The sequence below is a fragment of the Bacillus paralicheniformis genome, from assembly GCF_002993925.1.
Classification (GTDB): domain Bacteria; phylum Bacillota; class Bacilli; order Bacillales; family Bacillaceae; genus Bacillus; species Bacillus paralicheniformis.
In genome coordinates this window covers 2935789-2961099 of sequence record NZ_CP023665.1, presented here as the reverse complement: position 1 = coordinate 2961099, position 25311 = coordinate 2935789, and the positions used below count along the sequence as shown (strand labels likewise).

Genomic DNA, 25311 nt, shown 5'->3' with positions numbered 1-25311 from the left:
AAAATATACGGCTGTACATCCCATTGAAAATCAAAGGGACGTATGATATCATTTTTAACAAATAAAGTCCTGATGTGTTTGTTGTACACCTAGTTTTGACCGAACATTTTTTTACTTGGGAGTTCGACGTTTCCAAATGGAGCAAATGCCTCTTATCACTCGTGTGCTCAGGAGGACTTGCAAAGTTTGGAACAGAACACCCACCTGCCGAGAGCGGGATCAAAACGAAGGAATACGACAACGGCACAATCGGGACTTTTTTTGTGCTTGAAAAGGCCTTTTTCGGCCATACATAGGATAATCTATGAGGCGAAGCGAAAAAATATGACGGGAAAATGAAATAGACCGCTTGTTTAATCACCCGATTATGATAAGATACTATCGGTAACTGTTAATAAAGATGGAGTGAGATTCTTGTTACATCAGTTTTCACGCAATGAATTAGCGATTGGAAAAGAAGGTTTAAATATTTTAAAAAACAGCACGGTCGCCGTTTTAGGCGTCGGCGGGGTCGGCTCTTTCGCCGCGGAAGCGCTCGCCCGTTCTGGTGTCGGCAGAATCGTGATGGTCGATAAAGACGATGTTGACATCACCAATGTCAACCGTCAGCTGCCGGCTTTACTTTCAACGGTAGGACAGCCGAAAGTTGACTTAATGAAAGCGAGAATCGCCGATATTAATCCTGAGTGTGATGTCATCGCTTTAAAAATGTTCTATACCGAAGAGACGTATGAACAGTTTTTTGCTTATGAACCGGATTATGTAATCGACGCGTCAGACACGATTCATTATAAAATTCACTTAATGAAAGAGTGCCTGAAGCGGGACATCAACATCATTTCAAGCATGGGAGCGGCCAATAAAACAGATCCGACAAGGTTCCAAGTGGCCGATATTTCAAAAACCCACACCGATCCGATTGCAAAAGTCATCCGGACGAGGCTTCGCAAGGAAGGCATTACGAAAGGCATTAAAGTCGTCTTTTCTGACGAAAGCCCGATCGTGATCCGCGAAGACGTACGCCAAATCGTCGGAAATGACGAAGCGAAAATTCGCAAAGCGCAGATGCCGCCGTCTTCGAATGCTTTTGTTCCGTCAGTCGCAGGCTTGATCATGGGCGGCCATGTGATCATGGAGCTTTTGAAAGATATCCCGATCAAAAGGGTGAAAGATAAGTAATACAAAAATGACGGCAACGGTGCTGTCGTTTAAGATTGTTGACAAAATCCCAAAACTAAAAGCCGTTTTGGGATTTTGTCATCCTTTAAAGCTCAGTGTAAGAATAAACAGCCTGTTCCCCATATGAAAAGGGAACAGGCTGTTTATTATTTTTGTTTCATCAGCTTGTCATATACTTGTTTCAGCGCAAGCTCAAATTTTCCTGTCTGCTTCGGCTGATAGTAAACTTTGTTTTTCAGCGGATCAGGCAGGTACTGCTGTTTGACCCAGCCGTTCTCGTAATTGTGCGGATATTTGTATTCGACGCCTCTGCCAAGCTCTGCGGCTCCTTTATAATGGGCGTCTTTTAAATGGTTCGGCACATCGCCGATCTTTCCGGAGCGGACGTCTGACAGCGCTTCGTCAACCGCAAGGATCGCCGAGTTCGATTTAGGAGACAGGCAAAGCTCGATCACGGCGTTGGCGAGCGGAATCCTTGCCTCCGGAAATCCGATTCGTTCCGCCGTTTGAATAGCTTGAAGCGTTCTTCCTCCAGCCTGCGGACTCGCCAGGCCGATATCTTCATAGGCGATAACAAGCAGCCTCCGTGCAAGGCTTTCCAAATCCCCCGCTTCAATGAGCCTTGCCAGATAATGAAGTGCCGCATTGACATCAGAGCCTCTGATCGATTTTTGGAAAGCGGAAATGACATCATAATGCGCGTCTCCATCTTTGTCGTGGACAAAGCTTTTTTTCTGCAGGCATTCTTCTGCGATTTCCAATGTAATGCGGATGGTTCCTTCGCTGTTTTCCTTTGTGGACAATACGGCAAGCTCGAGCGCATTCAAAGCGGAGCGGACATCGCCGCCGCAGCCGCGGGCCATATGGTCAAGGGCTTCATCGTCGAGAGCAACATCATACGAACCGAGGCCTCTGTGTTCATCCTCAAGTGCCCGTTTAATGGCCGCTTTGATTTGTTCAGAGTCTAATGGCTGCAGCTCGAAAATCTGCGTTCTGCTTCTGATCGCCGGATTGATCGCATGGTACGGGTTGGCTGTCGTCGCCCCGATCATAATAATCATGCCGTTTTCCAAATACGGAAGGAGAAAGTCCTGCTTGCCTTTGTCAAGCCGGTGCACTTCATCAAGGATTAAGATGACCTGCCCCGACATTTTGGCTTCGGCGGCAACGGCTTCCATGTCCTTTTTATTATTGATGACAGCGTTCAGTTTTCGGAAAGCGATGCTTGTGCTGCCGGCAATCGCCGTGGCGATCGACGTTTTGCCGATGCCCGGGGGGCCGTACAGAATCATCGATGAGAGGTGTTTGGCCTGCACCATCCGATGAATGATCTTTCCTTCTCCGACCAGATGATCCTGGCCGAGAACCTCTTCGATTTTTGTAGGGCGCATTCGAAATGCGAGTGGTTTCATGATTGATCTCTCCCGAATGTATTCTTTTTATAGAGTAACGGAAAAAAGACGATTAGAAAAGAAATGAATATGGCAAGCTGAATATAGGGCCGAAAATGAAAGTTTATATAAAGTGTGCTATAATAACCTGTAATCTATCAGAAGGGCAAGGCTGGAACCTTGCCTTAACCGAGTTTTTAATATATAACAGATGCTTAAAAACCAACAGCCGGCTTGCACCGGTAATTTCATTTGGAGAACGGCTTATGCCTTGTTAGGATGTTACGGGCGCCTCCTGCGTCCGAATGGGACTCGGCTGCGTGCTTTTTCCTCCTTCGAGGAACGCCGAGTGCTTCGTCTTGGTGAGAAAGGAGACTCGGCTAAAGGCTTTCGCGTCCTTCGAGGAACGCCGAGTGCTTCGTCTTGGTGAGAAAGGAGACTCGGCTAAAGGCTTTCGCGTCCTGCGAGGAACGCCGAGTAGCTTTGTCCTGGTGAGAAAGGAGACTCGGCTAAGAGCTTTCGCGTCCTGCGAAAAACGCCGAGTACCTTCGTCCTGAAGGCATGATTTATTATAGGTTAGAGGTGTTTATTTTGAAAATATCAACTAAAGGCAGATACGGGCTGACGATTATGATTGAGCTTGCTAAAAAGCATGGGGAAGGCCCGACTTCTTTGAAAAGTATTGCTCAGACAAACGATTTATCGGAACATTATTTGGAACAGCTTGTTTCACCTTTGCGGAACGCAGGGCTTGTGAAAAGCATCCGCGGCGCGTACGGCGGCTATATTCTGGGTGACGAGCCTGAGGCGATTACGGCGGGCGATATCATTCGCGTTCTGGAAGGACCGATCAGCCCGGTGGAAGTACTTGAAAATGAGGAGCCGGCAAAGCGCGAGCTGTGGATCAAGATTCGCGACGCTGTCAAGGAAGTGCTGGACTCCACGACGCTTGAAGACTTGGCCAGCTATACAGAGGGCGAGCAAGAAGCGTATATGTTTTACATTTAAGATTGAGGTGTAATGTTAGGATGGAACGGATTTACTTAGACCATGCAGCGACTTCTCCGACTGACCCACGGGTAGTGGAAAAAATGCTGCCTTACTTAACGGAAAACTTCGGAAACCCTTCAAGCATTCATTCCTTTGGGAGGGAGAGCCGAAAATGGCTTGACGGCACGAGGGAGATGATCGCTCGGGAAATCGGAGCGCATCCCAATGAAATCGTTTTTACGAGCGGGGGAACCGAAGCCGACAATATGGCGATTCTCGGAACCGCGCTGGCGAGAGAGCAGCAGGGCCGCCACATCATCACGACAAAAGTCGAGCACCACGCCGTTCTGCATACGTGCAACAGGCTTGAAGAAATGGGATTTGACGTCACATATCTTGATGTCGACGAAAGCGGAAGAATCTCCGCCGAGCAGGTGAAAGACGCGCTGCGGGACGATACCATCCTGGTGACGGTAATGTATGGAAACAATGAAGTGGGAACGATTCAGCCGATAGATGAGATCGGCGATCTGCTAAAAGACCATCGGGCGCTGTTTCATACAGATGCGGTACAAGCCTTCGGATTTTTGCCGATTGATGTGCAAAAAAGCCGCATCGATATGATGTCAGTCTCCGGACATAAACTGAACGGGCCGAAGGGGACAGGCTTCTTATACGTCAACGAAAACGTGAAGCTCAGCCAGCTGCTTTTCGGAGGAGAGCAGGAACGCAAACGCCGGGCGGGAACGGAAAATGTCCCGGGAATCGCGGGACTCGGTGAAGCCGTTTTGCTGTCAGGTCAGGAAAGAGAAGAAAAATCGGCGCTTTACCGCCGGTTTAAAGACATCGTCATTCGTACGCTGAAAGCAGATGGCGTCTCCTTCGATGTGAACGGCAGCAGAGAGCACAGCCTGCCGCATATTTTAAATCTGTATTTTCCGGGAGTATCTGTTGAATCGCTGCTCGTTAATCTCGATATGGCGGGAATTGCAGTATCGAGCGGATCGGCGTGCACGGCCGGATCTGTGCTTCCGTCTCATGTTCTCTCCGCCATGTTTGGCGAGGAAGATGACCGGCTGACGTCATCCATACGGATCAGCTTCGGCTTTGGCAATACAGAGGAGCAGGTGGAGCGGGCCGCGAAAGAACTTGCGGCAATTGTTCAGCGCCTGTCATAAGTGCCGGGAAGCGACGCTCCGAGCTAAAGATTCGCATCTTGCCCGAAAATGATGATATGATCTGAAAGGACAAGTTTTTGAATTGATTTATTGGAGTTGATGAAAATGACGAAGCGGCCTGAAGATACACGGGTGGTCGTCGGAATGTCCGGAGGCGTTGATTCCTCTGTGGCGGCTTTGCTTTTGAAAGAGCAGGGCTATGATGTCATCGGAATTTTTATGAAAAACTGGGATGACACAGATGAGAACGGTTTTTGCACAGCGACGGAAGATTACGAAGATGTTATAAAGGTATGTAATCAAATCGGAATTCCGTACTATGCGGTAAATTTTGAAAAGCAGTATTGGGAAAAGGTTTTTCAATATTTCCTTGATGAATATAAAGCGGGCAGAACGCCGAACCCGGATGTGATGTGCAACAAAGAGATTAAATTTAAAGCCTTTTTGGAGCACGCTTTGTCGCTTGGAGCCGATTATTTGGCCACCGGCCACTATGCGCGGGTCGACCGTACGGACGGACGTGTTAAAATGCTCAGAGGGCTGGACGAAAATAAAGATCAGACCTATTTTCTTAACCAGCTGACAGAAGAGCAGTTAAGCAAAGTGCTGTTTCCGATCGGCGAGCTTCAAAAAAGCCGCGTCAGGGAAATCGCAAAAGAAGCGGGGCTTGCGACAGCTTCCAAAAAAGACAGCACAGGCATCTGCTTTATCGGAGAACGGAACTTCAAAACGTTTCTCAGCCAGTACCTTCCAGCACAGCCGGGAGATATGCGGACGATGGAAGGCGAATTCAAAGGCCGCCACGACGGTTTAATGTACTATACGATCGGACAAAGGCACGGCCTCGGCATCGGCGGAAGCGGAGACCCTTGGTTCGTCGTCGGTAAAGACCTTGAAAAAAACATCTTGTATGTTGACCAAGGATTCGACAATCCGCTTCTTTTCTCCGATAAGATCACGGCGACAAACGTAAGCTTTGTGCATGACGGCGTCTTCGGCGGTGAAGAAGAGCTCAACTGCACGGCCAAATTCCGCTATCGCCAAGCCGATCACGAAGTCACTGTCAGAATGACCGGGACAGATGAAGCAGAGGTCGTCTTTAAAGAGCCGGTCCGCGCCGTTACGCCGGGACAAGCGGTTGTCTTTTACAGAGGTGAAGAATGCCTAGGCGGCGGAACGATTGATGATGTGTTTAAAGACGGACAACAACTTTGGTATGTATAAAACCGGGGCTCTGGATAACACCCCGGAGCTTCTCGAACGGCTGCCGGCAATGTCGGCGGCCTTTTTAAAATAGTTCGTGAAAGGGAGAGGGCTTTTGGATTACAATCAAATTGGAATAGATGCTATGCAAAAAGGCGACTTTGAAAAAGCCGCAGAAGCCTTTACAAAGGCAATTGATGAAAACAGCGGCGATCCGGTGCCTTATATCAACTTTGCCAATCTGCTTTCGGCGGTCGGGGAACTGGACAGGGCGCTTAAGTTTTACGACCGGGCGGCTGCTTTGGACGAGAAAGCGGGAGCAGCTTATTATGGAGCCGGGAATGTCTATGTCATGAAAGAACGGTATCAAGAAGCGAAGGACATGTTTGAAAAAGCGCATCGGACGGGCATGGAAAACAGCGACTTATATTATATGCTCGGGACGACGCTTGTGAAGCTTGAGCAGCCGAAGCTCGCGATGCCGTATTTGCAAAGGGCCGCTGAGCTGAACGATACGGATGTCGAAGCCCGTTTTCAATACGCGATGTGCCTTGCCAATGAAGGGATGCTGGACGAAGCGATCACGGAGTTTTCAAATGTAACAGAGCGCGATCCGTCCCATGCAGATGCTTTTTATAATTTAGGCGTTGCCTATGCGTTTAAGGAAGATCGGGAAACCGCGCTTGCCATGCTGAACAAGGCGCTGGACATTCAGCCGGACCATATGCTCAGCATTCGCGCCAAGCAGCTTTTGGAAGAAGCTTGATTGATCAAGGGCCGTCATAACGGATTTTGAATGGAGAGGGGGAGAACAGTGATGCAGCGCCATAACCCGGACCAAATTGAAATGGAAGAAGCTTCATTTGTAAAAGGAACGGTTGCGGCTGTCATTTATCATAATGAAACAAACCTGTATACCGTATTAAAGGTAAAAGTGGAAGAAACATCGGAGTCTTTTGAAGACAAAACCGTTTCTGTCACGGGTTACTTTCCTTTGATCCATGAAGACGATATCTACACTTTTTACGGAAAAACCGCCTCCCATCCGAAATTTGGCCTGCAATTTCAAGCGGATCATTTTAAAAAAGAAGTGCCGACAACGAAAGAAGGTGTGATCCAATACTTGGCCAGCGATTTATTTGAAGGAATCGGCAAAAAAACGGCCGAGGAAATTGTTAATAAGCTTGGGGAAGGTGCGATCAACAAAATTTTAAGCGACGGCACCGTCCTGTATGATGTTCCGAAGCTCTCCAAAAAAAAGGCGGATAAGCTTGCCGCTGCCCTGCAGCAGCATCAGGGGCTCGAACAGATTATGATCTCCTTGAGCGAATTCGGCTTCGGCCCCCAGCTGTCCATGAAAATTTATCAGGCGTATGAAGCGGAAACGCTTGATAAAATCCGCGAAAATCCGTACCAGCTTGTCAAGGATGTCGAAGGAATCGGCTTTATCAAGGCGGACGAACTGGGCGGCAGAATGGGGATCTCAGGCAAACATGAAGAGCGGATCAAGGCGGCGATTTTATACACGGTTGAAGCGACATGCCTTCAAGAAGGGCATACATACATAGACACGAGACAGCTCATCATCGAGACGCAAAAACTGTTAAACCAGTCTGCAGGTGATGAAAAAGTAACCGAGATGGATGTGGCGGACGCGATCATTTCTTTAGGGGAGCAAAAAGAGCTGTTCATTGAAGATGAAAGGTGTTATTATCCGTCCCTTTACTACGCTGAACAAAGCTTTGCCAAAAGGGTGCAGAAAATCGCCGGACAGACCGAATACGATGACCAGTTTCCCGAATCGGAATTCCTGCTCGCTTTAGGGGAGCTTGAAGAACGGATGAAAGTGCAGTACGCGCCAAGTCAAAAAGAAGCGATTCAAAAAGCGCTGATGTCGCCGATGCTGCTTTTGACAGGCGGACCGGGAACCGGGAAAACGACCGTCATTAGGGGAATCGTCGAGTTGTACAGTGAGCTGCACGGCTTAAGCTTAAATCCGGCTGATTACAAAAAGGATGAAACGTTTCCGTTTGTGCTCGCAGCACCGACCGGCCGGGCCGCTAAGCGGATGAGCGAGTCGACCGGGTTGCCGGCCGTGACGATTCACAGGCTTCTCGGCTGGAATGGAGCCGAAGGATTTACGCACGATGAAGACAATCCGATTGACGGACGGCTGCTCATCATTGATGAAACGAGCATGCTTGATATATGGCTCGCCAACCAATTGTTCAAGGCGATTCCCGACCGGATTCAGGTCATCATGGTCGGAGATGAAGATCAGCTTCCGTCCGTCGGTCCCGGACAGGTGCTGAGGGATCTTTTGGCATCGAATGTCATTCCTTCTGTCAGATTAACCGATATTTACAGGCAGGCTGAAGGCTCTTCCATCGTTGAACTGGCGCATGAAATGAAACAAGGAAAGCTTCCTGAAAACTTGACCGCGCCGACAAAAGACCGTTCTTTCATTCGCTGCCGCCAGCAGCAGATTAAAGAAGTCGTCGAAAAAGTCGTCAAAAACGCGCTGCAAAAAGGGTATTCGGCCAGGGATATTCAGATTTTGGCTCCGATGTACAGGGGAGCAGCCGGTATCAACGAGTTAAACGCGCTTTTGCAGGGCATCCTGAATCCCCCGAAGCCGAAAGGCAGGGAAATGAAGTACGGCGATGTCGTGTACCGTACCGGGGATAAAGTGCTTCAGCTCGTCAACCAGCCGGAACACAACGTGTTTAACGGTGATATGGGTGAGATCGTCTCGATTTTTTATGCAAAAGAAAATACGGAAAAAGAAGATATGGCCGTCGTCTCTTTCGACGGGAATGAAATCACCTTTACAAAAAAAGATTTTAACCAATTTACGCACGCCTATTGCTGTTCGATCCACAAATCGCAGGGCAGCGAATTTCCGATCGTCATCCTTCCGGTCGTCAAAAGCTATTACCGCATGCTGAGAAGGAACTTGCTTTACACGGCCATCACAAGAAGCAAGAAATTCCTGATTTTGTGCGGGGAAGAGGAGGCCCTTGAATGGGGCGTGAAAAATAAGGAATCATCGGAAAGGCAGACATCGCTTAAAAGAAGGCTTCAGCAGGCGGCGCATGAAGAGGATGAAGAGCTCATGGCGCTGCAAAAAGAGCTGCCTTTTAGCGTCTATGACGCCAATATCGGGATGGAAGGCATTACACCTTTTGATTTTATGGAAAAGGAAGCAGAATAAGTGTTTTTCATGGAATCCATTTCATCGTATGAGTCTCGTCGCAACAGCAGATCATAAGAATGTTCGTAAAAAGGTGGTTGATCACACTTTGAGAACATGCAATGAGCTGGAAGGACTCAATGTTTACGACAGACAATCTTCTCTCCCGCTTGGGGTGGTAACAGATATCTGTTTTTCCAATGAAGGGACATGTCTCGGATTGATTATGGAAGAGAAGCGGCGCTTTTACAATCCCCGTTCGCTTCTTCCGCTTCCCGCTGTCACCGAAATCGGACGTGACAGCGTATATGTTGATTTCACCGAATTCAAGCCGATGCAAATCCCGAAGCAGAGTCTTTCTTATGACCAGATGAAACAAAAAATGGTCAAAAACGGAGCAGGAGATACGCTGGGCATGCTGGAAGATGTATACTTTTCTTCCGACACGGGCATAATCGTAGCATATGAACTATCAGACGGTTTTTTTGCCGATTTGTCAGGCGACAAAAAGCAGATTCACTCATCTGGGGAACCGCTTGAAGTAGGCAGAAGCACAATCGTCTTGAACGAATAAGAGGTGTGTGTTCAAATGCTCGTTTGCCCGAATTGCAAAAGCAAAAACATCGGCAAAATCGGTGTAAATCAATATTACTGCTGGGGATGCTTTATTGAGCTGACCCTTTCAAAAGGAAAAATTTCGACTCATCAAGTCGAAGAGGACGGAACATTGAGCAGCCTGGACGATCTGTTTTCAGATGACGAACGAACGATTAACCTTTGAATGGAGGTTAGAAAGTTGAATCGTACAATGACTTCTCTCATTTCTTTAGGAGCCGGGGCTTTGATGTACTACATGGCGTCTCAGAACGATATGATGAACAAGCGAAACATGAGAAAGCTGAGAAGACGCGTCATGAAAATGTTTTAAGCAGAAGGGATACCCTTAAAAGGGTGTCCCTTTTTTCTTCGGGAATAATTACAAGCAGAAATCAAAAGCTAACAAGGGGTGAAAAAAATGCTGAAAAAACCGCTGCAGCTTTTAATGTGGGTCTCGATCTTCATGCTTTTGCTATTAACCGTCTATATCTTTTTGCAGCTGAGAATGATTTGGGAGCCTGTCTGCGTGCTGCTGAAGTCGATTCTGATCCCGCTTGTAATTGCGGTTTTTATCACCTATCTGCTTTTGCCTGTCGTTGAAAAGATACATCGGGCCGGCGTGCCGAGAACTTTGAGTATTTTGCTGATTTATGTTCTGTTTTTTGCCGGTCTCGGCTACGCCTTTTACAAAGGGGTGCCGATCCTCATTAAACAGCTGACAGAGCTATCAGAGGGAATTCCGTTTCTTGCCGCATCTTACGAAAGCATGCTGGATCAGCTGCATCATCATACAGACGGCTGGCCCGACGGCATGCACGACAGGATCGACAGGTTCGTCAATCAGACGGAGGAATTCGTAGCAAGCTGGGTGGAACGGACGATCAGAAGCATCCGGTTCGTTTTTGATTATATGCTCGTGGCGGCGATTATTCCTTTTTTAGTATTCTACATGGTGAAAGATATTGATACGATGAAGAAGGCGGTATGGTATTTGACGCCTTCTTCATGGAGGTCGAGAGGCAGCGAATTCATCCGCGATGTCGATGATTCTCTTGGAGACTACATCAGAGGCCAGCTTTTTGTCTGTCTTGTCATCGGCTTGGGAGCGAGCCTGTCATTTTGGTTTTTTGACCTGCCCTATCCGCTGATCCTCGGCCTTGTCATCGGCGCGACAAATGTCATCCCGTATTTCGGTCCCGTCATCGGCGCGATTCCCGCCGTTATGGTAGCTGCCGCTTTATCGACGAGGCTCGTTTTCGTGGTGATCATTACGATTTTGGTGCTGCAGTTTATCGAAGGCAATATTCTCGGCCCTCTTGTCGTCGGGAAAAGCCTGCATATGCATCCCGTCGTCATTATGCTTGGATTGCTGGCGGGCGGGGAGCTTGCCGGCATCATCGGCATGATTCTGGCTGTGCCTGTCATGGCCGTTATCAAAGTGATGCTCGTCCATTTTTTAGCGGCAAGAAAAGCGTGAGCGGCAGAAGTTTGACATAACGGCCTCCGTTGTCTATAATTTCGAAATAGACATACATACGTATCTCGATTGACGGATCCGAGTATACTGAAGCCCTGTTTTATAGAGAGAAGCTCCATTGCGGTGAAAGAGCTTTAACAGAAGATCAGTAGAAGCTAATCCTGAGTGCAGGCGAAAACCTGCCGTCTTCATCCGGCGTTATTCGGATATCAAGGTGATGGGCGTTTTGTTACGCCCATAATCAGGGTGGTACCGCGAGAGGAGCTCTCGTCCCTGTGTAAACGTTGTTTGCATAGGGCGGGGGCTTTTTAATTTGCATGTGCATCATTTAAAGGAGGAAAAAATAATGAAGACATTGACATCCGCACAAGTGCGCCAAATGTTTTTAGATTTTTTTAAAGAAAAAGGGCATGCCGTTGAACCGAGCGCCTCTCTTATTCCGCATGAAGATCCCTCCCTGCTTTGGATCAACAGCGGAGTTGCGACGCTGAAAAAATATTTTGACGGACGGGTTGTGCCGGAGAATCCGCGCATCTGCAACGCTCAAAAATCAATCAGGACGAACGATATTGAAAATGTCGGGAAAACAGCCCGCCACCATACGTTCTTTGAAATGCTCGGGAACTTTTCGATCGGCGATTATTTCAAAGAAGAAGCGATCGAGTGGGCATGGGAATTTTTAACCGATCAAAAATGGATCGGCTTCGATCCCGAACGGCTGTCAGTCACGGTCCATCCGGAAGATGACGAAGCGTATGAATTATGGTCAAAAAAAATTGGCGTTCCTGAGGAACGGATCATCAGACTGGAAGGAAACTTCTGGGATATCGGCGAAGGCCCGAGCGGACCGAATACCGAAATTTTCTATGACCGCGGTGAAGATTATGGAAATGACCCGTCTGATCCGGAACTTTACCCGGGCGGGGAGAACGAGCGTTACCTTGAAGTATGGAATCTTGTGTTCTCCGAGTTCAACCACAATCCTGACGGAACATACACACCGCTTCCGAAGAAAAACATCGATACGGGGATGGGTCTTGAACGGATGGTATCTGTTATTCAAGATGCCAAGACGAACTATGATACGGATTTGTTTATGCCGATCATCAAGGCGACAGAAGCCATTTCAGGAGAAAAGTACGGCACATCTGCTGAAAAAGATACGGCATTTAAGGTTGTGGCCGACCATATTCGAACGGCTGCGTTTGCGGTCGGCGACGGAGCGCTTCCGTCAAACGAGGGGCGCGGCTATGTCATCAGAAGACTGCTTCGCCGCGCTGTCCGCTATGCGAAGTCCATCAATATTAACCGTCCGTTTATGTATGAGCTCGTGCCGGTAGTTGCCGACATCATGGCCGCATTCTACGGCGAAGTCAAAGAAAAAGCGGACTTTATCGCGAAAGTCATCAAAACAGAGGAAGAACGCTTCCATGAAACATTGCACGAGGGCTTGGCGATTCTCTCAGAAGTGATTCAAAAGGAAAAAGCAAAAGGAAACCGCATCATTTCCGGGGAAGATGTCTTTAAACTGTATGATACGTATGGATTCCCTGTTGAACTGACCGAAGAATACGCCGAAGATGAAGGCATGGAAGTCGATCATGACGGATTTGAGCGCGAGATGGACAAGCAGCGCGAACGGGCCCGGCAGGCGCGCCAGGACGTCGGCAGCATGCAGGTTCAAGGCGGCGCTCTCCGCGATATCATGACAAAAAGCGAATTCATCGGCTATTCCGATATCAAAACGGAAACGAAAATCGCCGAGCTTCTTCAAGACGGGGAACTTGCCGACCTCGTTCAAGAAGGCAAGAAAGTTCAGTTTATCCTGGAAAAAACCCCGTTCTATGCTGAAAGCGGCGGGCAAATCGGTGATAGAGGCTGGGTTAAAAGCGGGGATGCCGCGATTCGCGTCACAGATGTTAAAAAAGCGCCGAACGGCCAGAACCTGCATGAAGGGATCGTGGAAAGCGGCGCAATTAAAAGAGGCATGAGCGTGACCGCAGAAGTCACGGAGCGGCTAAGAAAAGACATCGTCAAAAACCATACCGCGACACATTTGCTTCATCAGGCGCTGAAAGATGTGCTCGGTACGCATGTCAACCAGGCCGGCTCGCTAGTCACTGACAGCCGTCTGCGCTTTGACTTCTCTCACTTTGGACAGGTGACTAAGGAAGAACTCGAACAAATAGAAACAAAAGTGAACGAGAAAATTTGGGCATCGATTCCTGTGCAAATCGACTTAAAACCGATTGATGAAGCGAAAGCGATGGGAGCCATGGCGCTGTTTGGCGAAAAATACGGAGACATCGTCCGCGTCGTTCAAGTTGGCGACTACAGCATCGAGCTGTGCGGAGGCTGCCACGTGAGAAACACGGCTGAAATCGGTCTCTTTAAGATCGTGTCCGAATCAGGCATCGGGGCCGGCACCCGCAGAATCGAAGCGGTAACTGGGCAGGGCGCTTTTGAAGAGATGAACGCCAAACTGGAGCTTCTCGAGCAGGCGGCAGAAGTCCTGAAAACCAATGTGAAGGAATTGCCGAAACGGATCGAAGCGCTCCAGTCTGATCTGAAAGAAGCTCAGAGAGAAAACGAATCTTTATTGGCGAAACTGGGAAATAAAGAAGCCGGAGAGATTTTAGAAAAAGTAAAAGAAATTGACGGAATCAAACTGCTCGCAGAAAAAGTGAATGCCAAAGATATGAATCACCTGCGCACAATGGTTGACGATCTGAAGGCGAAACTGGGCTCAGCCGTCATCGTTCTCGGGGCGGTTCAAAACGAAAAAGTGAATATTTCCGCCGGAGTTACAAAAGATTTAATAGAGCGGGGTTTCCACGCAGGCAAGCTTGTCAAGCAAGTCGCAGAAGCATGCGGAGGCGGCGGAGGCGGCCGTCCAGACATGGCGCAGGCGGGGGGAAAACAGCCTGAGCGGCTTGCTGAAGCATTAGCATCTGCGGAAGAATGGGTAAAATCCGTTTTATAAATAGCCGTTGTGGTGTAGAATGGTGATTAGAAGGTAATCAGGCTGAAACTTTGCCTGCGAATTTGGGAAAGAGGTGCAAAACGGTGAGCTCATTTGATAAGACGATGAAATTTAACTTTTCCGACGATTCGATGGAAACCAATGTAAATGAAGTGCTGATAACCGTCCATGATGCGCTTCAGGAAAAAGGCTACAACCCGATCAACCAAATTGTCGGATACCTGCTATCAGGAGATCCCGCTTACATTCCAAGGCATCGAGATGCACGTAACCTGATTCGGAAAATAGAAAGAGACGAGATAATCGAAGAATTGGTTAAATCGTACTTAGAACAGCATAAAGAGGCGTAAACAAGCATGCGAATATTAGGTCTGGATTTAGGTTCGAAAACGCTCGGCGTAGCGCTGAGCGATGAAATGGGCTGGACGGCTCAAGGGATAGAAACGATTAAAATCGACGAGGCGGGCGGTGACTACGGCTTGAACCGCCTCGCCGAATTGACGAAAGACTATGTAATTGACAAGATTGTACTCGGTTTTCCCAAAAACATGAATGGAACCGTCGGCCCGAGGGGGGAGGCGAGCCAGAAGTTCGCGGAAGTGCTTGAAGAAACGTTTCAAGTTCCCGTCGTGCTTTGGGACGAGCGCCTCTCGACAATGGCGGCCGAAAGAATGCTGATTTCAGCAGATGTAAGCAGGCAGAAAAGAAAAAAAGTAATAGATAAAATGGCGGCCGTGATGATCCTTCAAGGATATCTCGACAGCCTAAACTCATGAGGTGATTAAGATGGAACACGGAGAAAAAAACATTACGATTGTAGACGACAAAGGAAACGAACAGCTGTGTGAAGTGCTCTTCACATTTGACAGCGATCAGTTTAACAAGTCATACGTGCTTTATTATCCGGTTGAAGCACAGGACGAGGAAGAGATCGAGATCCATGCTTCAAGCTTCGTACCGAATGAAGCCGGAGAAGACGGCGAACTGATGCCGATTGAAACAGAGGAAGAGTGGGATATGATCGAAGAGACGCTGAACACGTTTTTAGCGGATGAAGACGAAGAAGAATAAAGCAGCGGCTGAACCGCTTGACAAAATCCTAAAACTTAAACCGTTTTAGGATTTTGTCATTTTTTAAATGGGCATCTGCAATCATTTGCGCCCTGCTGCCGACAGGCGGCTTTTTTTATTAAAACATTTTGTAATAAATTGCCGAATGATAACGAATCATGTAGTATATACCATGGGAGGAGAGGAGGACACCAATGTTTGAAGATCAGACAAAGAAACCGTTTATAAAAAGACTCCTTAAACATAAAATAAAGTTTTGGCTGACTGTGGTCGCGGTTCTGCTGATTTTAACCGCAGGCGCTGTTTCGCTCTACGTCAAATCGGCGCTCGAACCGGTCGATAAAAATAATGCAAAAACGGTCAGCGTCTATATTCCGGAAGGATCGACCGTTACGTCCATCGCCGCCAAACTGAAAAAAGAGGACCTAATTAAAAACGAAAAAGTATTTATCGCTTATGTGAAATTTAAAAATGCCTCCGGCTTTCAAGCGGGGAACTTTCAGCTCAGCCAGTCGATGGATGCGGCCGGCATGGTCAAAAAGCTGACGAGCGCTTCGCATGTACCGGCATTTAAAATTACCGTTCCTGAAGGAAGACAGCTCCAGGAAATCGCAGCTATCATCGCCGGACAAACCAACTACTCGGCAGCGGACATTATGAAAAAGCTGGATGACCGCGAATTCATCAGCCGATTAAAACAGAAGTATCCGAAACTGATCACCGACGACGTGCTAAACAAGAATATCAAGCATCCGCTTGAAGGATACCTGTATCCTGCGACATATCCGTTTTACGACCCTGAGACGAAGCTGGACGCAATCATCGAAGCGATGATCAAACAAACAGATCAGCTGGCTGAAAAGTATGAAAAGCAGATGAAAGACAAAAAGATGTCCGTCCACAAAGCCTTGACGATGGCTTCGTTAATTGAAGAAGAAGCTACCGAAAAAGCGGACCGGCATAAAATCTCAAGCGTCTTTTACAACCGCATCAGCAAAAACATGCCATTGCAAACGGATCCGACCGTTTTATACGCGCTTGGGGAGCATAAAAACCGTGTCATGTACAAAGACCTTGAAGCGGATTCCCCGTATAATACGTACAAACATGCCGGTCTACCGCCTGGGCCGATTGCTAACGCGGGAGAGAGCTCCTGGGAAGCGGCATTAAATCCGGAGCAAACAGACTATGTTTATTTCCTTGCAAAGAAAAATGGGGAAGTCGTCTTTACAAAAACGCTTGAAGAACACAATAAAGCAAAAGCAAAATACATTACGAACACGCAGGACGAGGAAAAAGGAGAGTAAAAATTACTCTCCTTTTATTCGCAAATACAAAGGTTTTATGATAAAATATATCGGGTTGTTTATTGAGAAAAGACAGTCGACTGCTTTAGGAGAGTGCTGCACATCTGACCTAAGGCTCTTTTTTATGAAAGGGAGGCCATCTGCCCGTGAAGATTGGACACGAAGAATTGACCGGCTATCTTGAAAAGCTGCTGAAGCAAAGACCGGCTGAAATTATGAAACTGGAGGCCTATGCCGAAAAGCATGGCGTGCCCATTATGGAACCGACAGGAATCGAAGTGCTCCTGCAGCTTCTTTCACTCAAAAATCCGAAAAAAATTCTTGAAATCGGTACCGCCATCGGTTATTCGGCGATTCGGATGGCACTTGCCCTTCCCGAAGCTGAAATCTTTACGATCGAGCGCGATGAAGACAGGTATCGGGAAGCGTTGAAAAACATCCGGTCATTCCAGCTTGAAAACAGAATTCACGTGTTCTTCGGCGATGCGCTCAGCGAATCGGATGCCGTTCAATCGATGGCTCCTTATGATGCGCTTTTTATCGATGCCGCAAAAGGCCAGTATCAGAAGTTTTTCAGTATATATGAAAAAATGCTCGCCGATGACGGCATCATTTTTACTGACAATGTCCTTTTCAAAGGCCTTGTCGCATCAGATTACAATCAGATCGAAAACAAGCGCATCAAAAAGCTTGTATCGAAAATAGATCATTACAATCATTGGCTGATGGAGCATCCTGACTACCACACGGCGATCCTGCCTGTGGGCGACGGATTGGCCGTCAGTCAAAAAAGAGGTGAACGGATATGAAAAAGCCTGAACTGCTTGTGACGCCGACGGCTGTTTCGGATATTAAGCCTTTGGCAGAGGCGGGCGCCGATGCGTTTATCATCGGTGAACAAAGGTTCGGTCTGCGTTTAGCCGGGGAGTTTTCCAGAGAGGAAGTAAAAGAAGCCATCATTCAGGCTCATCAAAAAGGCGCAAAAGTATATGTTGCCGTGAATGCGATTTTTCACAATGACCGGGTGCCAGAACTGAATGACTACCTTTCTTTCTTGGCAGAGGCAGGCGCCGATGCGGTTGTCTTCGGAGATCCCGCTGTACTTATGGCTGCACGGGAATCAGCGCCGAATATGAAACTTCACTGGAATACGGAAACGACCGCAACCAACCATTATTCCTGCAACTATTGGGGGCGAAAGGGCGCGAAGCGCGCGGTGCTCGCAAGAGAGCTCAACATGGACAGCATCGTTGAGATTAAAGAGAAAGCAGAAGTCGAGATCGAAATTCAGGTTCACGGCATGACATGTATGTTCCAGTCAAAGCGCTCCCTGATCGGCAACTATTTTGAATACCAGGGAAAAGTCATGGATATCGAAGGAAAGAAAAAAGAAAAAGGCATGTATCTTCATGATAAAGAACGCGGTAACAAATATCCGATTTTCGAAGACGAAAACGGCACGCACATCATGAGTCCGAATGACGTCTGCATCATTGATGAGCTTGAGGATTTAATCGATGCCGGCGTCGATTCATTTAAAATTGAAGGGATTTTAAAATCGGTCGAATACATGACTGAGGTAACGGCCATGTACCGCGAAGCCATCGACCTTTGCATCGCAGACAGAGAAGCATACGAAGACAAGAAAGAAGAATGGATCGAGCGGATTGAACAGCTGCAGCCTGCAAACCGCAGCATCGATACCGGATTCTTTTTCAAAGAAACAGTATACTAAAAGGAGGGATAGCCATGTCTGCAGTAAAAGATAAAATTTCCAAAATCGTTGATGGAAAACGCGTCATTACGAAAAAGCCAGAACTTCTTGCTCCGGCGGGAAATTTGGAAAAACTGAAAATCGCTGTCCACTATGGCGCAGACGCTGTATTTATCGGCGGACGTGAATATGGACTCCGCTCAAACGCAGATAACTTTTCAATTGAAGAAATGGCTGAAGGTGTCGAATTTGCGAAAAAATACGGCGCCAGAATTTATGTGACGACAAACATTTTTGCGCATGAAGAAAATATCGACGGGCTAGAAGACTATTTGCGCGACCTCGAGGGAGCAGGCGTGTCAGGCATTATCGTCGCTGATCCCCTGATCATTGAAACATGCCGCAGGGTCGCGCCGAAGCTGGAAGTGCATTTGAGCACCCAGCAGTCCCTTTCAAACTGGAAAGCCGTTCAGTTCTGGAAGGAAGAAGGCCTTGAGCGGGTCGTGCTCGCACGCGAAACGAGCGCACTTGAGATCAGAGAAATGAAAGAAAAAGTGGATATTGAAATCGAAACATTCATACATGGTGCGATGTGCATCGCTTATTCCGGCCGCTGCGTGCTCAGCAACCATATGACGGCCAGAGACTCTAACCGCGGAGGCTGCTGCCAGTCATGCCGATGGGACTATGATTTGTATCAGACGGACGGGGCGAATGCACTGCCGCTATATGAAGAAGGCGATGCACCGTTTGCGATGAGCCCGAAAGATCTGAAGCTGATCGAATCGATTCCGCAAATGATTGAAATGGGTATTGACAGCCTGAAAATCGAAGGCCGGATGAAATCGATCCACTACATTGCGACAGTCGTCAGTGTGTACAGAAAAGTGATCGATTCTTATTGCGCTGACCCCGAAAATTTCGTCATCAAAGAAGAATGGCTGAAAGAACTGGACAAATGCGCCAATAGAGACACGGCGCCTGCTTTCTTTGAAGGAACCCCCGGATATGAAGAGCAGATGTTCGGCGTTCACGGCAAAAAGACAACATACGACTTTGCCGGACTTGTCCTTGATTATGATGAAGAGACAAAAATGGTCACGCTCCAGCAGCGGAACTTCTTTAAAACCGGAGATGAAGTCGAATTTTTCGGTCCGGAAATCGAAAATTTCACATGCAAAATTGACACGATATGGGACGAAAAAGGCAATGTGCTTGATGCAGCCCGCCATCCCCTGCAGATCGTCAAATTTAAAGTGGACAACAAGATATATCCTAGCAACATGATGAGAAAGGGGCAGTAATGGCATGGGGAAAAAACCGGTAGTTATCGGCATAGCGGGAGGCTCCGGATCTGGAAAAACGAGCGTCACCAGATCCATTTATGAACAGTTTAAAGGTCATTCGATCTTGATGCTGGAACAGGATTTATATTATAAAGATCAGAGCCATCTGCCGTTTGAAGAGCGGCTGAACACGAACTACGACCATCCGCTTGCATTTGATAATGACTATTTGATCGAGCATTTAAATGAATTGCTTGCCTACAAGCCGATCAAAAAGCCGATTTACGATTACAAGCTGCATACGCGTTCAGAGGAAGTCGTGCACGTCGATCCGAAAGATGTTATTATTTTGGAAGGAATCCTTGTCCTCGAGGATGAAAGGCTCCGCGACTTAATGGACATCAAGCTGTATGTCGATACGGATGCCGACCTGCGGATCATCAGAAGGATGGTCAGAGACATAAAAGAAAGAGGACGTTCGATCGATTCTGTCATCGAGCAGTACATCTCAGTCGTTAGACCGATGCATAACCAGTTTGTCGAACCGACGAAACGCTATGCCGATATCATTATTCCGGAGGGCGGACAAAACCGCGTCGCCATCGACCTGATGGTAACAAAAATACAAACTATTCTTGAACAAAACGCGATTTTATAATAACATAGCATAGACAAACACAACTCTGACCATATTATGTATAGAAATTGAAGGGTTCTCATCCTGAGCCCTTCTTTAACTGTATAAGCACCATTTACCGGAGCCTTCCATCCGGTTTATATGATACTTTACAAATATGGGAGAGAAGAAGGGGACAAGGGTTGTCCTCATTCTTGTATATTCAAGTCTATACCTCACATACAAGTGATGAGGAACCAACTAGAAGGAGTGAAGGAACATGGCACAAGAGAAAGTATTTCCTATGACAGAAACGGGAAAGAAAAAACTGGAAGAAGAACTTGAGTATTTGAAAACGGTTAAACGTAAAGAAGTTGTTGAACGTATTAAAGTGGCAAGAAGCTTCGGAGACCTCTCCGAAAACTCCGAATACGATTCAGCAAAAGAAGAACAAGCTTTTGTAGAAGGGCGCATCACAACCCTTGACAATATGATCCGCAACGCAAAGATCATCGAAGACGATGGTGCCAACTCAGATATCGTCGGCCTCGGAAAAACCGTTACATTTACGGAGCTTCCTGACGGTGAAGAAGAATCTTATACCATTGTGGGCAGCGCGGAAGCCGACCCGTTTGAAGGAAAAATCTCGAACGATTCCCCAATCGCGAAAAGCCTTCTCGGCAAACAGGTCGGGGACGAAGTGACCGTTCAAACACCGGGCGGCGAAATGCTTGTAAAGATTGTGAAAATTTCATAAAATTTGTTTAGCAAACGATGACCTCGTCCACAATGTGGATGAGGTGTTTTTATTATGAAATGGCAAAAGCGCATGAAGTGGGTGTCGATTATCATTTCGGCTGCCCTGTTATTTCTGCTGATCAGGCTCGCTGAAATTCAACTGTTTTTTACCGAATCCTTTTCTAAACGGAATGTGAACTTAATCCAGGAAAGCGTCAAACAGCGCACTGAGGAAGTTCGGATTTCAGACGGGAGAGGATCTTTTTTAGATCGGAACGGCGAACATTTGTCCGTCAGCCAAAAACCGGCCATCGTCTTATTTCCTTTTTTAAAACATCAGCCATGGCCGGCCGAAGAAGCAGCCGAAATTTTAAACATGACAAAAGATGAGCTCGAGAATAAGCTTGAGCATGCGAAAAAACCTGTGATTCTTACAAAACATGAAGGAGCGTCCATTTCAAAGACGGCTCTCGAAAAAATCAATAAACTGAAATATCCCGGCGTTTACGGCGTATACATAGAAGAAACAGAAAAGAACAGGCTGGCTTCGCATACGCTCGGTATGACCAATCAAGACCCGGACCTTCTCCGACGAAAATATCCCGATAAAGAGGGCCTCTCCATCAGCACGAAAATCGGCACCTTCGGCATGGAGCGGACATTTGATGAATTCCTGCTGCCTGAACAAGATACAAAACTGTTGTATCATGTGGACGGATTGGGAAACCCTTTGTTCGGTATGGACGTCAAATATACGGCAGATGCAAATCCGTTTTACCCGCTGCAAGTCAAAACAACGATCGACAAAAAGGTTCAGCGGGCAATGGAAGATGTATTGGCTGACCATCAGCTTGATAAAGGCGGAGCGGTTCTGATTGACATCGAGACGAACGGCGTGGCGGCGATTGCGAGCAAGCCCGATCTCAACATGGCATCGCAAAAAACAAGGCAAAACTATATGCTGACACCGGTATATCCCGGCTCGGTTTTTAAAACCGTGATTGCCGCGGCAGCGATCGAAAACGGCATGGACCATCCGTCAAAAACCTTTAACTGCAATTTGAACCTGTACGGTGAGGCCGGAGAAGACAAAGGGAAGCTCAGCTTGGAAGACAGTTTTGCGGAAAGCTGCAACTACACGTTTACAAATCTTGCTGGGCAGCTCGTTGAAAAAAACAGCTCCGTGATCGAAGATACCGCCGCAAAGCTTGGGCTGACCGGACGGGTCGGCTGGGAAGGGAAGCTGTATCATGAAGATGAGTTCAGACAGTTTCATCATGAAACTGCCGGATCAATCTGGGGGGATGAAAAGGACAAAAAAGTCAAAAAAGCTGTAGCCCAGACCGCCATCGGCCAAAAAAATGTGAAGCTGACCCCGTTGGAAATCGCCAACATGATGGCGACCATTGCAAGAGGCGGAGAGAAAAAACAAGTCAAGATCGCAGACCAGATCGAATATAAAAACGGCACATTGATGACGGCTTTTAAAGATCACAAGCTCCCCGGAGAGAAAATCGATCAGTATACCGCGCAAAAGCTGCAGAAACTGCTCAGAAAAGTCGTCACGTCTGAAAAGGGGACAGGCCGGCGCTTCAGAGATCTTCCGTACGAAGTAGCGGGCAAATCGGGCACAGCTCAGACAGGCCGGACGGCAGATGACAAAAAATCGCTCTATCATAAATGGTTCGCAGGTTATTTTCCGGCGGACAAACCGAAATATGCGCTCGTCGTCGTCCATATGGATACGCCGGGTAGCAGGGCTGCGACAAATGCCGTATTTTATGATATTGTTAAAAAAGTATATGAAATTGAAAAGAACCAGACATAGAAGAATGCCTCAGGTGATGATAAAATAGAAAGCGAGGCAAGAGGGAAAAAGGAGTGCAATGAACTTGAGCGAAACAAGGGAATCTCGTTTTGAAAATCGTGATAAGCGCAGGAAAGCGAATCTTGTGCTTAACATTTTAATAGGCATCGTATTGGTATTAATCGTTGTCGTCGCCAGCAGTCTGATGATGAACAGCCCGAAGGAGCAGGCGCAGCAAGATGCTTCGAAAAACGATTCTGAACAGACGACAGAAGCACCTGCTTCCGACAATAAGAAACAAACGTCTGACGAAGATGTAAAAGATGAGGACAAAGGAAAAAGCGATTCTGCCGACAAAGAAGACAGCGATTCCGACTCGGACAAGGATAAAGACTCTGCTTCAGACGAGGACAAATCAACATCAGATGATCCGTTTGAAGGAGCCGAAGTGAAAGAAGGCGGTTCAAGCGCCAATGTTGAAAAAACGATCATCAATCCTGACTGGAAGCCTGTCGGCACACAACAGAGCGGACAGCATACCGCAACATATGATTCGTCTTCACAAGACTGGAAAGAAATGCTTGAAGCCATTTCATATGCGACAGGGGTTTCCCAGGATAACATGACGTTGATCTGGCTCGGAAACAACGGCAGCCCGCAAGATGCGAAAGGAACCATTCAGGCGAAGGACACCGGCGTCAAATATCAGGTAGCCATTACTTGGGTTGACGGGAAAGGCTGGAAGCCGACAAAAGTTGAACAGTTGAAGTAAAGAAAAAAGCGTCCGGTTTTAACAACCGGGCGCTTTTTTTTATGATTCGGCTTTAAAATGCACGACTGCGCTGTAGTGGATCCGTCCGTCAATGACCGCCGTCTGATGGGAAACCGAATGGACCCTCAGCAAAAGCGCCTGGTTGTTTTCAATCTGCTGACTGATCTTTTTTTCAAGCTCCTCTAAGCTCAGCGCCTCAAAAAACTCAATTTTATCTTTGATCAGATCGAGCCCGAAGTTCATAAACCAATCCTCCATTCGTTTCAAGTCATTTTTTATTAAAGCAAAGAAGCGTCCGGGTGACAAGGGAAATATAACCAAGCCTTTTTTGTACCCAAAACGAATGACTTGTGGTAGGATAAGAACTAATCAACTGAATAAATCATACTATACTTATAGGAATTGTAAAAATAGATGGAGAGTGACGATAAAATGGGAAGAGAGTTCATTCCTTTATTTGAGAACTGGGCAAATTCTTATGATGATACAGTAGTTGGCCGCGATCTTCAGTACAAAGAAGTGTTTCGCAACTACGACGGCATTCTGGATGATGTCGTCAGCCGCTCCGGGCATAAAGTTCTTGAATTCGGCGTCGGCACTGGCAATCTGACTGCAAAATTGCTGGCAGCCGGAAAGGGAGTCACAGGTGTAGAACCTTCAAAAGCAATGAGGGAAATTGCCGAGGCAAAGCTAGCGGAGACTGCAGTGATCGTTGACGGAGACTTTCTCGACTTTCCGGAACCGCCGTTTTCTCCCGACACGATTGTCAGTTCCTATGCGTTTCACCACCTGACAAACGAAGAGAAACGGGAGGCTGTGAAGCGATATGGAAAAATGCTCGGAAAGCATGGTAAAATAGTGTTTGCTGATACCGTCTTCAAGGATCGGGAAGCCTTCTCTGCCGCTGTTAAAAAAGCGAAGGAAAAAGGGTTCCTGCAATTGGCGGAAGACCTTGAAACGGAACATTATCCGACGCTTTCGGAAATGGAAATGATCTTTACCTCAGAACAATTCAGTATCGCCTTTCAAAAGCATAATGATTTTGTCTGGGTAATGGAAGCGGCAAAATTGTAATTTGAAGGGAAGTTTTAAGATATGAAAATCGCAGTTATCGGAGCAATGGAAGAAGAAGTCACGATTTTGCGAAGCAAGCTCGAACAGACGAACCAAGAAGTCATCGCAAACTGTGAATTTACCAGCGGATTTTATGAAGGAAAAGAAGTCGTACTTTTAAAGTCCGGCATCGGCAAAGTCAATGCAGCCATGAGCACGACGATTCTGCTCGACCGCTTTAAACCGGACGTTGTCATCAACACCGGATCAGCCGGCGGCTTCCATCATTCGCTTAATGTCGGAGACATCGTCATCTCGACCGAAGTCCGCCATCATGATGTCGATGTCACGGCATTTGATTATGAATATGGACAGGTTCCGAATCTGCCGGCCGCATACAAGGCCGACAGTACATTGATCCAAGCGGCGGAAGCCGAAGCGTCTGAACTGGGACACATTCAGGTTGTCAAAGGAACGATTGCAACAGGCGACTCCTTTATGAGCGATCCTGACCGCGTGGCATTCATCCGCGGCAAGTTTGCAGATCTTTACGCGGTTGAAATGGAAGCGGCTGCTGTCGCACAGGTTTCCTATCAATTTAATACGCCGTTCGTTGTCATCAGGGCGCTTTCAGACATCGCCGGAAAAGAGTCTGAAATTTCATTTGACCAATTTTTGGAGCAGGCTGCCAAGCATTCGACAGATCTTGTGCTCCGCATGATCAAAAGAATCAATTAAAAACAGGGGGGAGCCCCC

General features: G+C 47.3%; 26 protein-coding genes and 1 other RNA gene. 25 read left to right on the top strand and 2 right to left on the bottom strand.

Translation table 11 applies throughout. The features are described 5' to 3' along the window. Window positions 1–63 precede the first annotated feature (63 nt). Both ssrS and CP943_RS15090 read left to right on the top strand, forming a co-directional pair. A non-coding RNA gene (gene ssrS / locus CP943_RS15095) (6S RNA) lies at window positions 64–260 on the top strand. Window positions 261–414: 154 nt separating this feature from the next. Next, on the top strand, window positions 415–1179 hold the full coding sequence (locus CP943_RS15090) for a tRNA threonylcarbamoyladenosine dehydratase (protein ID WP_025811059.1): 765 nt from the start codon (window positions 415–417) through the stop codon (window positions 1177–1179). 146 nt (window positions 1180–1325) lie between these two features. On the opposite strand, the gene CP943_RS15085 is transcribed toward CP943_RS15090, so the two are convergent. Next, a complete protein-coding gene (locus CP943_RS15085; protein WP_023855383.1) occupies window positions 1326–2591 on the bottom strand; it encodes a replication-associated recombination protein A in 1266 nt (421 codons plus the stop codon). Window positions 2592–3161: 570 nt separating this feature from the next. On the opposite strand from CP943_RS15085, the gene cymR reads away from it, so the two are divergent. The 21 genes from cymR (at window position 3162) to CP943_RS14980 (ending at window position 23502) form a co-directional block, all read left to right on the top strand. Next, window positions 3162–3578, top strand: coding sequence for a cysteine metabolism transcriptional regulator CymR (gene cymR, locus CP943_RS15080; RefSeq protein ID WP_023855382.1), 417 nt, complete (start codon window positions 3162–3164; stop codon window positions 3576–3578). A gap of 20 nt (window positions 3579–3598) precedes the next feature. After that, window positions 3599–4738 (top strand): cysteine desulfurase family protein, encoded by a 1140-nt coding sequence (locus tag CP943_RS15075; RefSeq protein ID WP_025811060.1) that lies wholly within the window; start codon window positions 3599–3601, stop codon window positions 4736–4738. Between the two features lie 105 nt (window positions 4739–4843). Continuing rightward, window positions 4844–5962 carry a tRNA 2-thiouridine(34) synthase MnmA gene (gene mnmA, locus CP943_RS15070; protein ID WP_039072892.1) on the top strand — a complete coding sequence of 373 codons (1119 nt, stop codon included), beginning with the start codon at window positions 4844–4846 and terminating at the stop codon, window positions 5960–5962. 94 nt (window positions 5963–6056) lie between these two features. After that, entirely contained in the window at window positions 6057–6707 is a 651-nt protein-coding gene (locus tag CP943_RS15065; RefSeq protein ID WP_025811062.1) for a tetratricopeptide repeat protein, read from the top strand. Between the two features lie 51 nt (window positions 6708–6758). After that, window positions 6759–9155 carry an SF1B family DNA helicase RecD2 gene (recD2, locus tag CP943_RS15060; RefSeq protein ID WP_050820724.1) on the top strand — a complete coding sequence of 799 codons (2397 nt, stop codon included), beginning with the start codon at window positions 6759–6761 and terminating at the stop codon, window positions 9153–9155. Window positions 9156–9243: 88 nt separating this feature from the next. After that, a complete protein-coding gene (locus CP943_RS15055; protein ID WP_023855377.1) occupies window positions 9244–9708 on the top strand; it encodes a PRC-barrel domain-containing protein in 465 nt (154 codons plus the stop codon). Window positions 9709–9723: 15 nt separating this feature from the next. Continuing rightward, complete coding sequence (locus CP943_RS15050) at window positions 9724–9915, top strand: hypothetical protein (protein ID WP_016885531.1); 192 nt, start codon at window positions 9724–9726, stop codon at window positions 9913–9915. Window positions 9916–9930: 15 nt separating this feature from the next. Beyond that, window positions 9931–10062, top strand: a complete 132-nt coding sequence (locus tag CP943_RS15045; RefSeq protein WP_003183926.1) for a YrzQ family protein — start codon at window positions 9931–9933, stop codon at window positions 10060–10062. 87 nt (window positions 10063–10149) lie between these two features. Continuing rightward, window positions 10150–11208, top strand: coding sequence for an AI-2E family transporter (locus CP943_RS15040; RefSeq protein WP_075213061.1), 1059 nt, complete (start codon window positions 10150–10152; stop codon window positions 11206–11208). A 346-nt stretch (window positions 11209–11554) separates the two neighbouring features. After that, window positions 11555–14191, top strand: coding sequence for an alanine--tRNA ligase (gene alaS, locus CP943_RS15035; RefSeq protein ID WP_105981114.1), 2637 nt, complete (start codon window positions 11555–11557; stop codon window positions 14189–14191). A gap of 83 nt (window positions 14192–14274) precedes the next feature. Continuing rightward, window positions 14275–14541, top strand: coding sequence for an IreB family regulatory phosphoprotein (locus CP943_RS15030; protein ID WP_003183920.1), 267 nt, complete (start codon window positions 14275–14277; stop codon window positions 14539–14541). Window positions 14542–14547: 6 nt separating this feature from the next. After that, window positions 14548–14967 (top strand): Holliday junction resolvase RuvX, encoded by a 420-nt coding sequence (gene ruvX, locus CP943_RS15025; RefSeq protein ID WP_003183918.1) that lies wholly within the window; start codon window positions 14548–14550, stop codon window positions 14965–14967. Window positions 14968–14977: 10 nt separating this feature from the next. Next, the gene (locus tag CP943_RS15020; protein WP_016885528.1) at window positions 14978–15262 is read left to right on the top strand and encodes a DUF1292 domain-containing protein; all 285 of its coding nucleotides are present in this window, start codon (window positions 14978–14980) and stop codon (window positions 15260–15262) included. A gap of 194 nt (window positions 15263–15456) precedes the next feature. Then, on the top strand, window positions 15457–16569 hold the full coding sequence (gene mltG / locus CP943_RS15015) for an endolytic transglycosylase MltG (protein WP_023855374.1): 1113 nt from the start codon (window positions 15457–15459) through the stop codon (window positions 16567–16569). 146 nt (window positions 16570–16715) lie between these two features. Next, on the top strand, window positions 16716–17378 hold the full coding sequence (locus CP943_RS15010) for an O-methyltransferase (RefSeq protein ID WP_020452393.1): 663 nt from the start codon (window positions 16716–16718) through the stop codon (window positions 17376–17378). Continuing rightward, window positions 17375–18304, top strand: coding sequence for a peptidase U32 family protein (locus CP943_RS15005; protein WP_023855373.1), 930 nt, complete (start codon window positions 17375–17377; stop codon window positions 18302–18304). The genes CP943_RS15010 and CP943_RS15005 overlap by 4 nt, the downstream gene beginning before the upstream one ends. Window positions 18305–18318: 14 nt before the next feature. Continuing rightward, entirely contained in the window at window positions 18319–19587 is a 1269-nt protein-coding gene (locus tag CP943_RS15000) for a peptidase U32 family protein (RefSeq protein ID WP_020452391.1), read from the top strand. 4 nt (window positions 19588–19591) lie between these two features. Further along, window positions 19592–20227 carry a uridine kinase gene (gene udk, locus CP943_RS14995; protein WP_020452390.1) on the top strand — a complete coding sequence of 212 codons (636 nt, stop codon included), beginning with the start codon at window positions 19592–19594 and terminating at the stop codon, window positions 20225–20227. Between the two features lie 238 nt (window positions 20228–20465). After that, window positions 20466–20942, top strand: coding sequence for a transcription elongation factor GreA (gene greA / locus CP943_RS14990; RefSeq protein ID WP_020452389.1), 477 nt, complete (start codon window positions 20466–20468; stop codon window positions 20940–20942). A gap of 54 nt (window positions 20943–20996) precedes the next feature. Continuing rightward, the gene (locus tag CP943_RS14985) at window positions 20997–22751 is read left to right on the top strand and encodes a peptidoglycan D,D-transpeptidase FtsI family protein (RefSeq protein ID WP_103749537.1); all 1755 of its coding nucleotides are present in this window, start codon (window positions 20997–20999) and stop codon (window positions 22749–22751) included. A gap of 58 nt (window positions 22752–22809) precedes the next feature. Further along, window positions 22810–23502 (top strand): YrrS family protein, encoded by a 693-nt coding sequence (locus CP943_RS14980; protein WP_020452387.1) that lies wholly within the window; start codon window positions 22810–22812, stop codon window positions 23500–23502. 39 nt (window positions 23503–23541) lie between these two features. Here CP943_RS14980 and CP943_RS14975 read toward each other — a convergent pair whose 3' ends face one another. Next, window positions 23542–23745, bottom strand: a complete 204-nt coding sequence (locus CP943_RS14975; protein WP_023855370.1) for a YrzA family protein — start codon at window positions 23743–23745, stop codon at window positions 23542–23544. A 189-nt stretch (window positions 23746–23934) separates the two neighbouring features. Between CP943_RS14975 and CP943_RS14970 the strand changes: the two genes are divergently transcribed. Together CP943_RS14970 and mtnN are read left to right on the top strand one after the other, a co-directional pair. Next, window positions 23935–24576 (top strand): class I SAM-dependent DNA methyltransferase, encoded by a 642-nt coding sequence (locus CP943_RS14970; protein ID WP_103749536.1) that lies wholly within the window; start codon window positions 23935–23937, stop codon window positions 24574–24576. Window positions 24577–24597: 21 nt separating this feature from the next. Next, entirely contained in the window at window positions 24598–25293 is a 696-nt protein-coding gene (gene mtnN, locus CP943_RS14965) for a 5'-methylthioadenosine/S-adenosylhomocysteine nucleosidase (RefSeq protein ID WP_020452384.1), read from the top strand. Window positions 25294–25311: the final 18 nt, after the last annotated feature.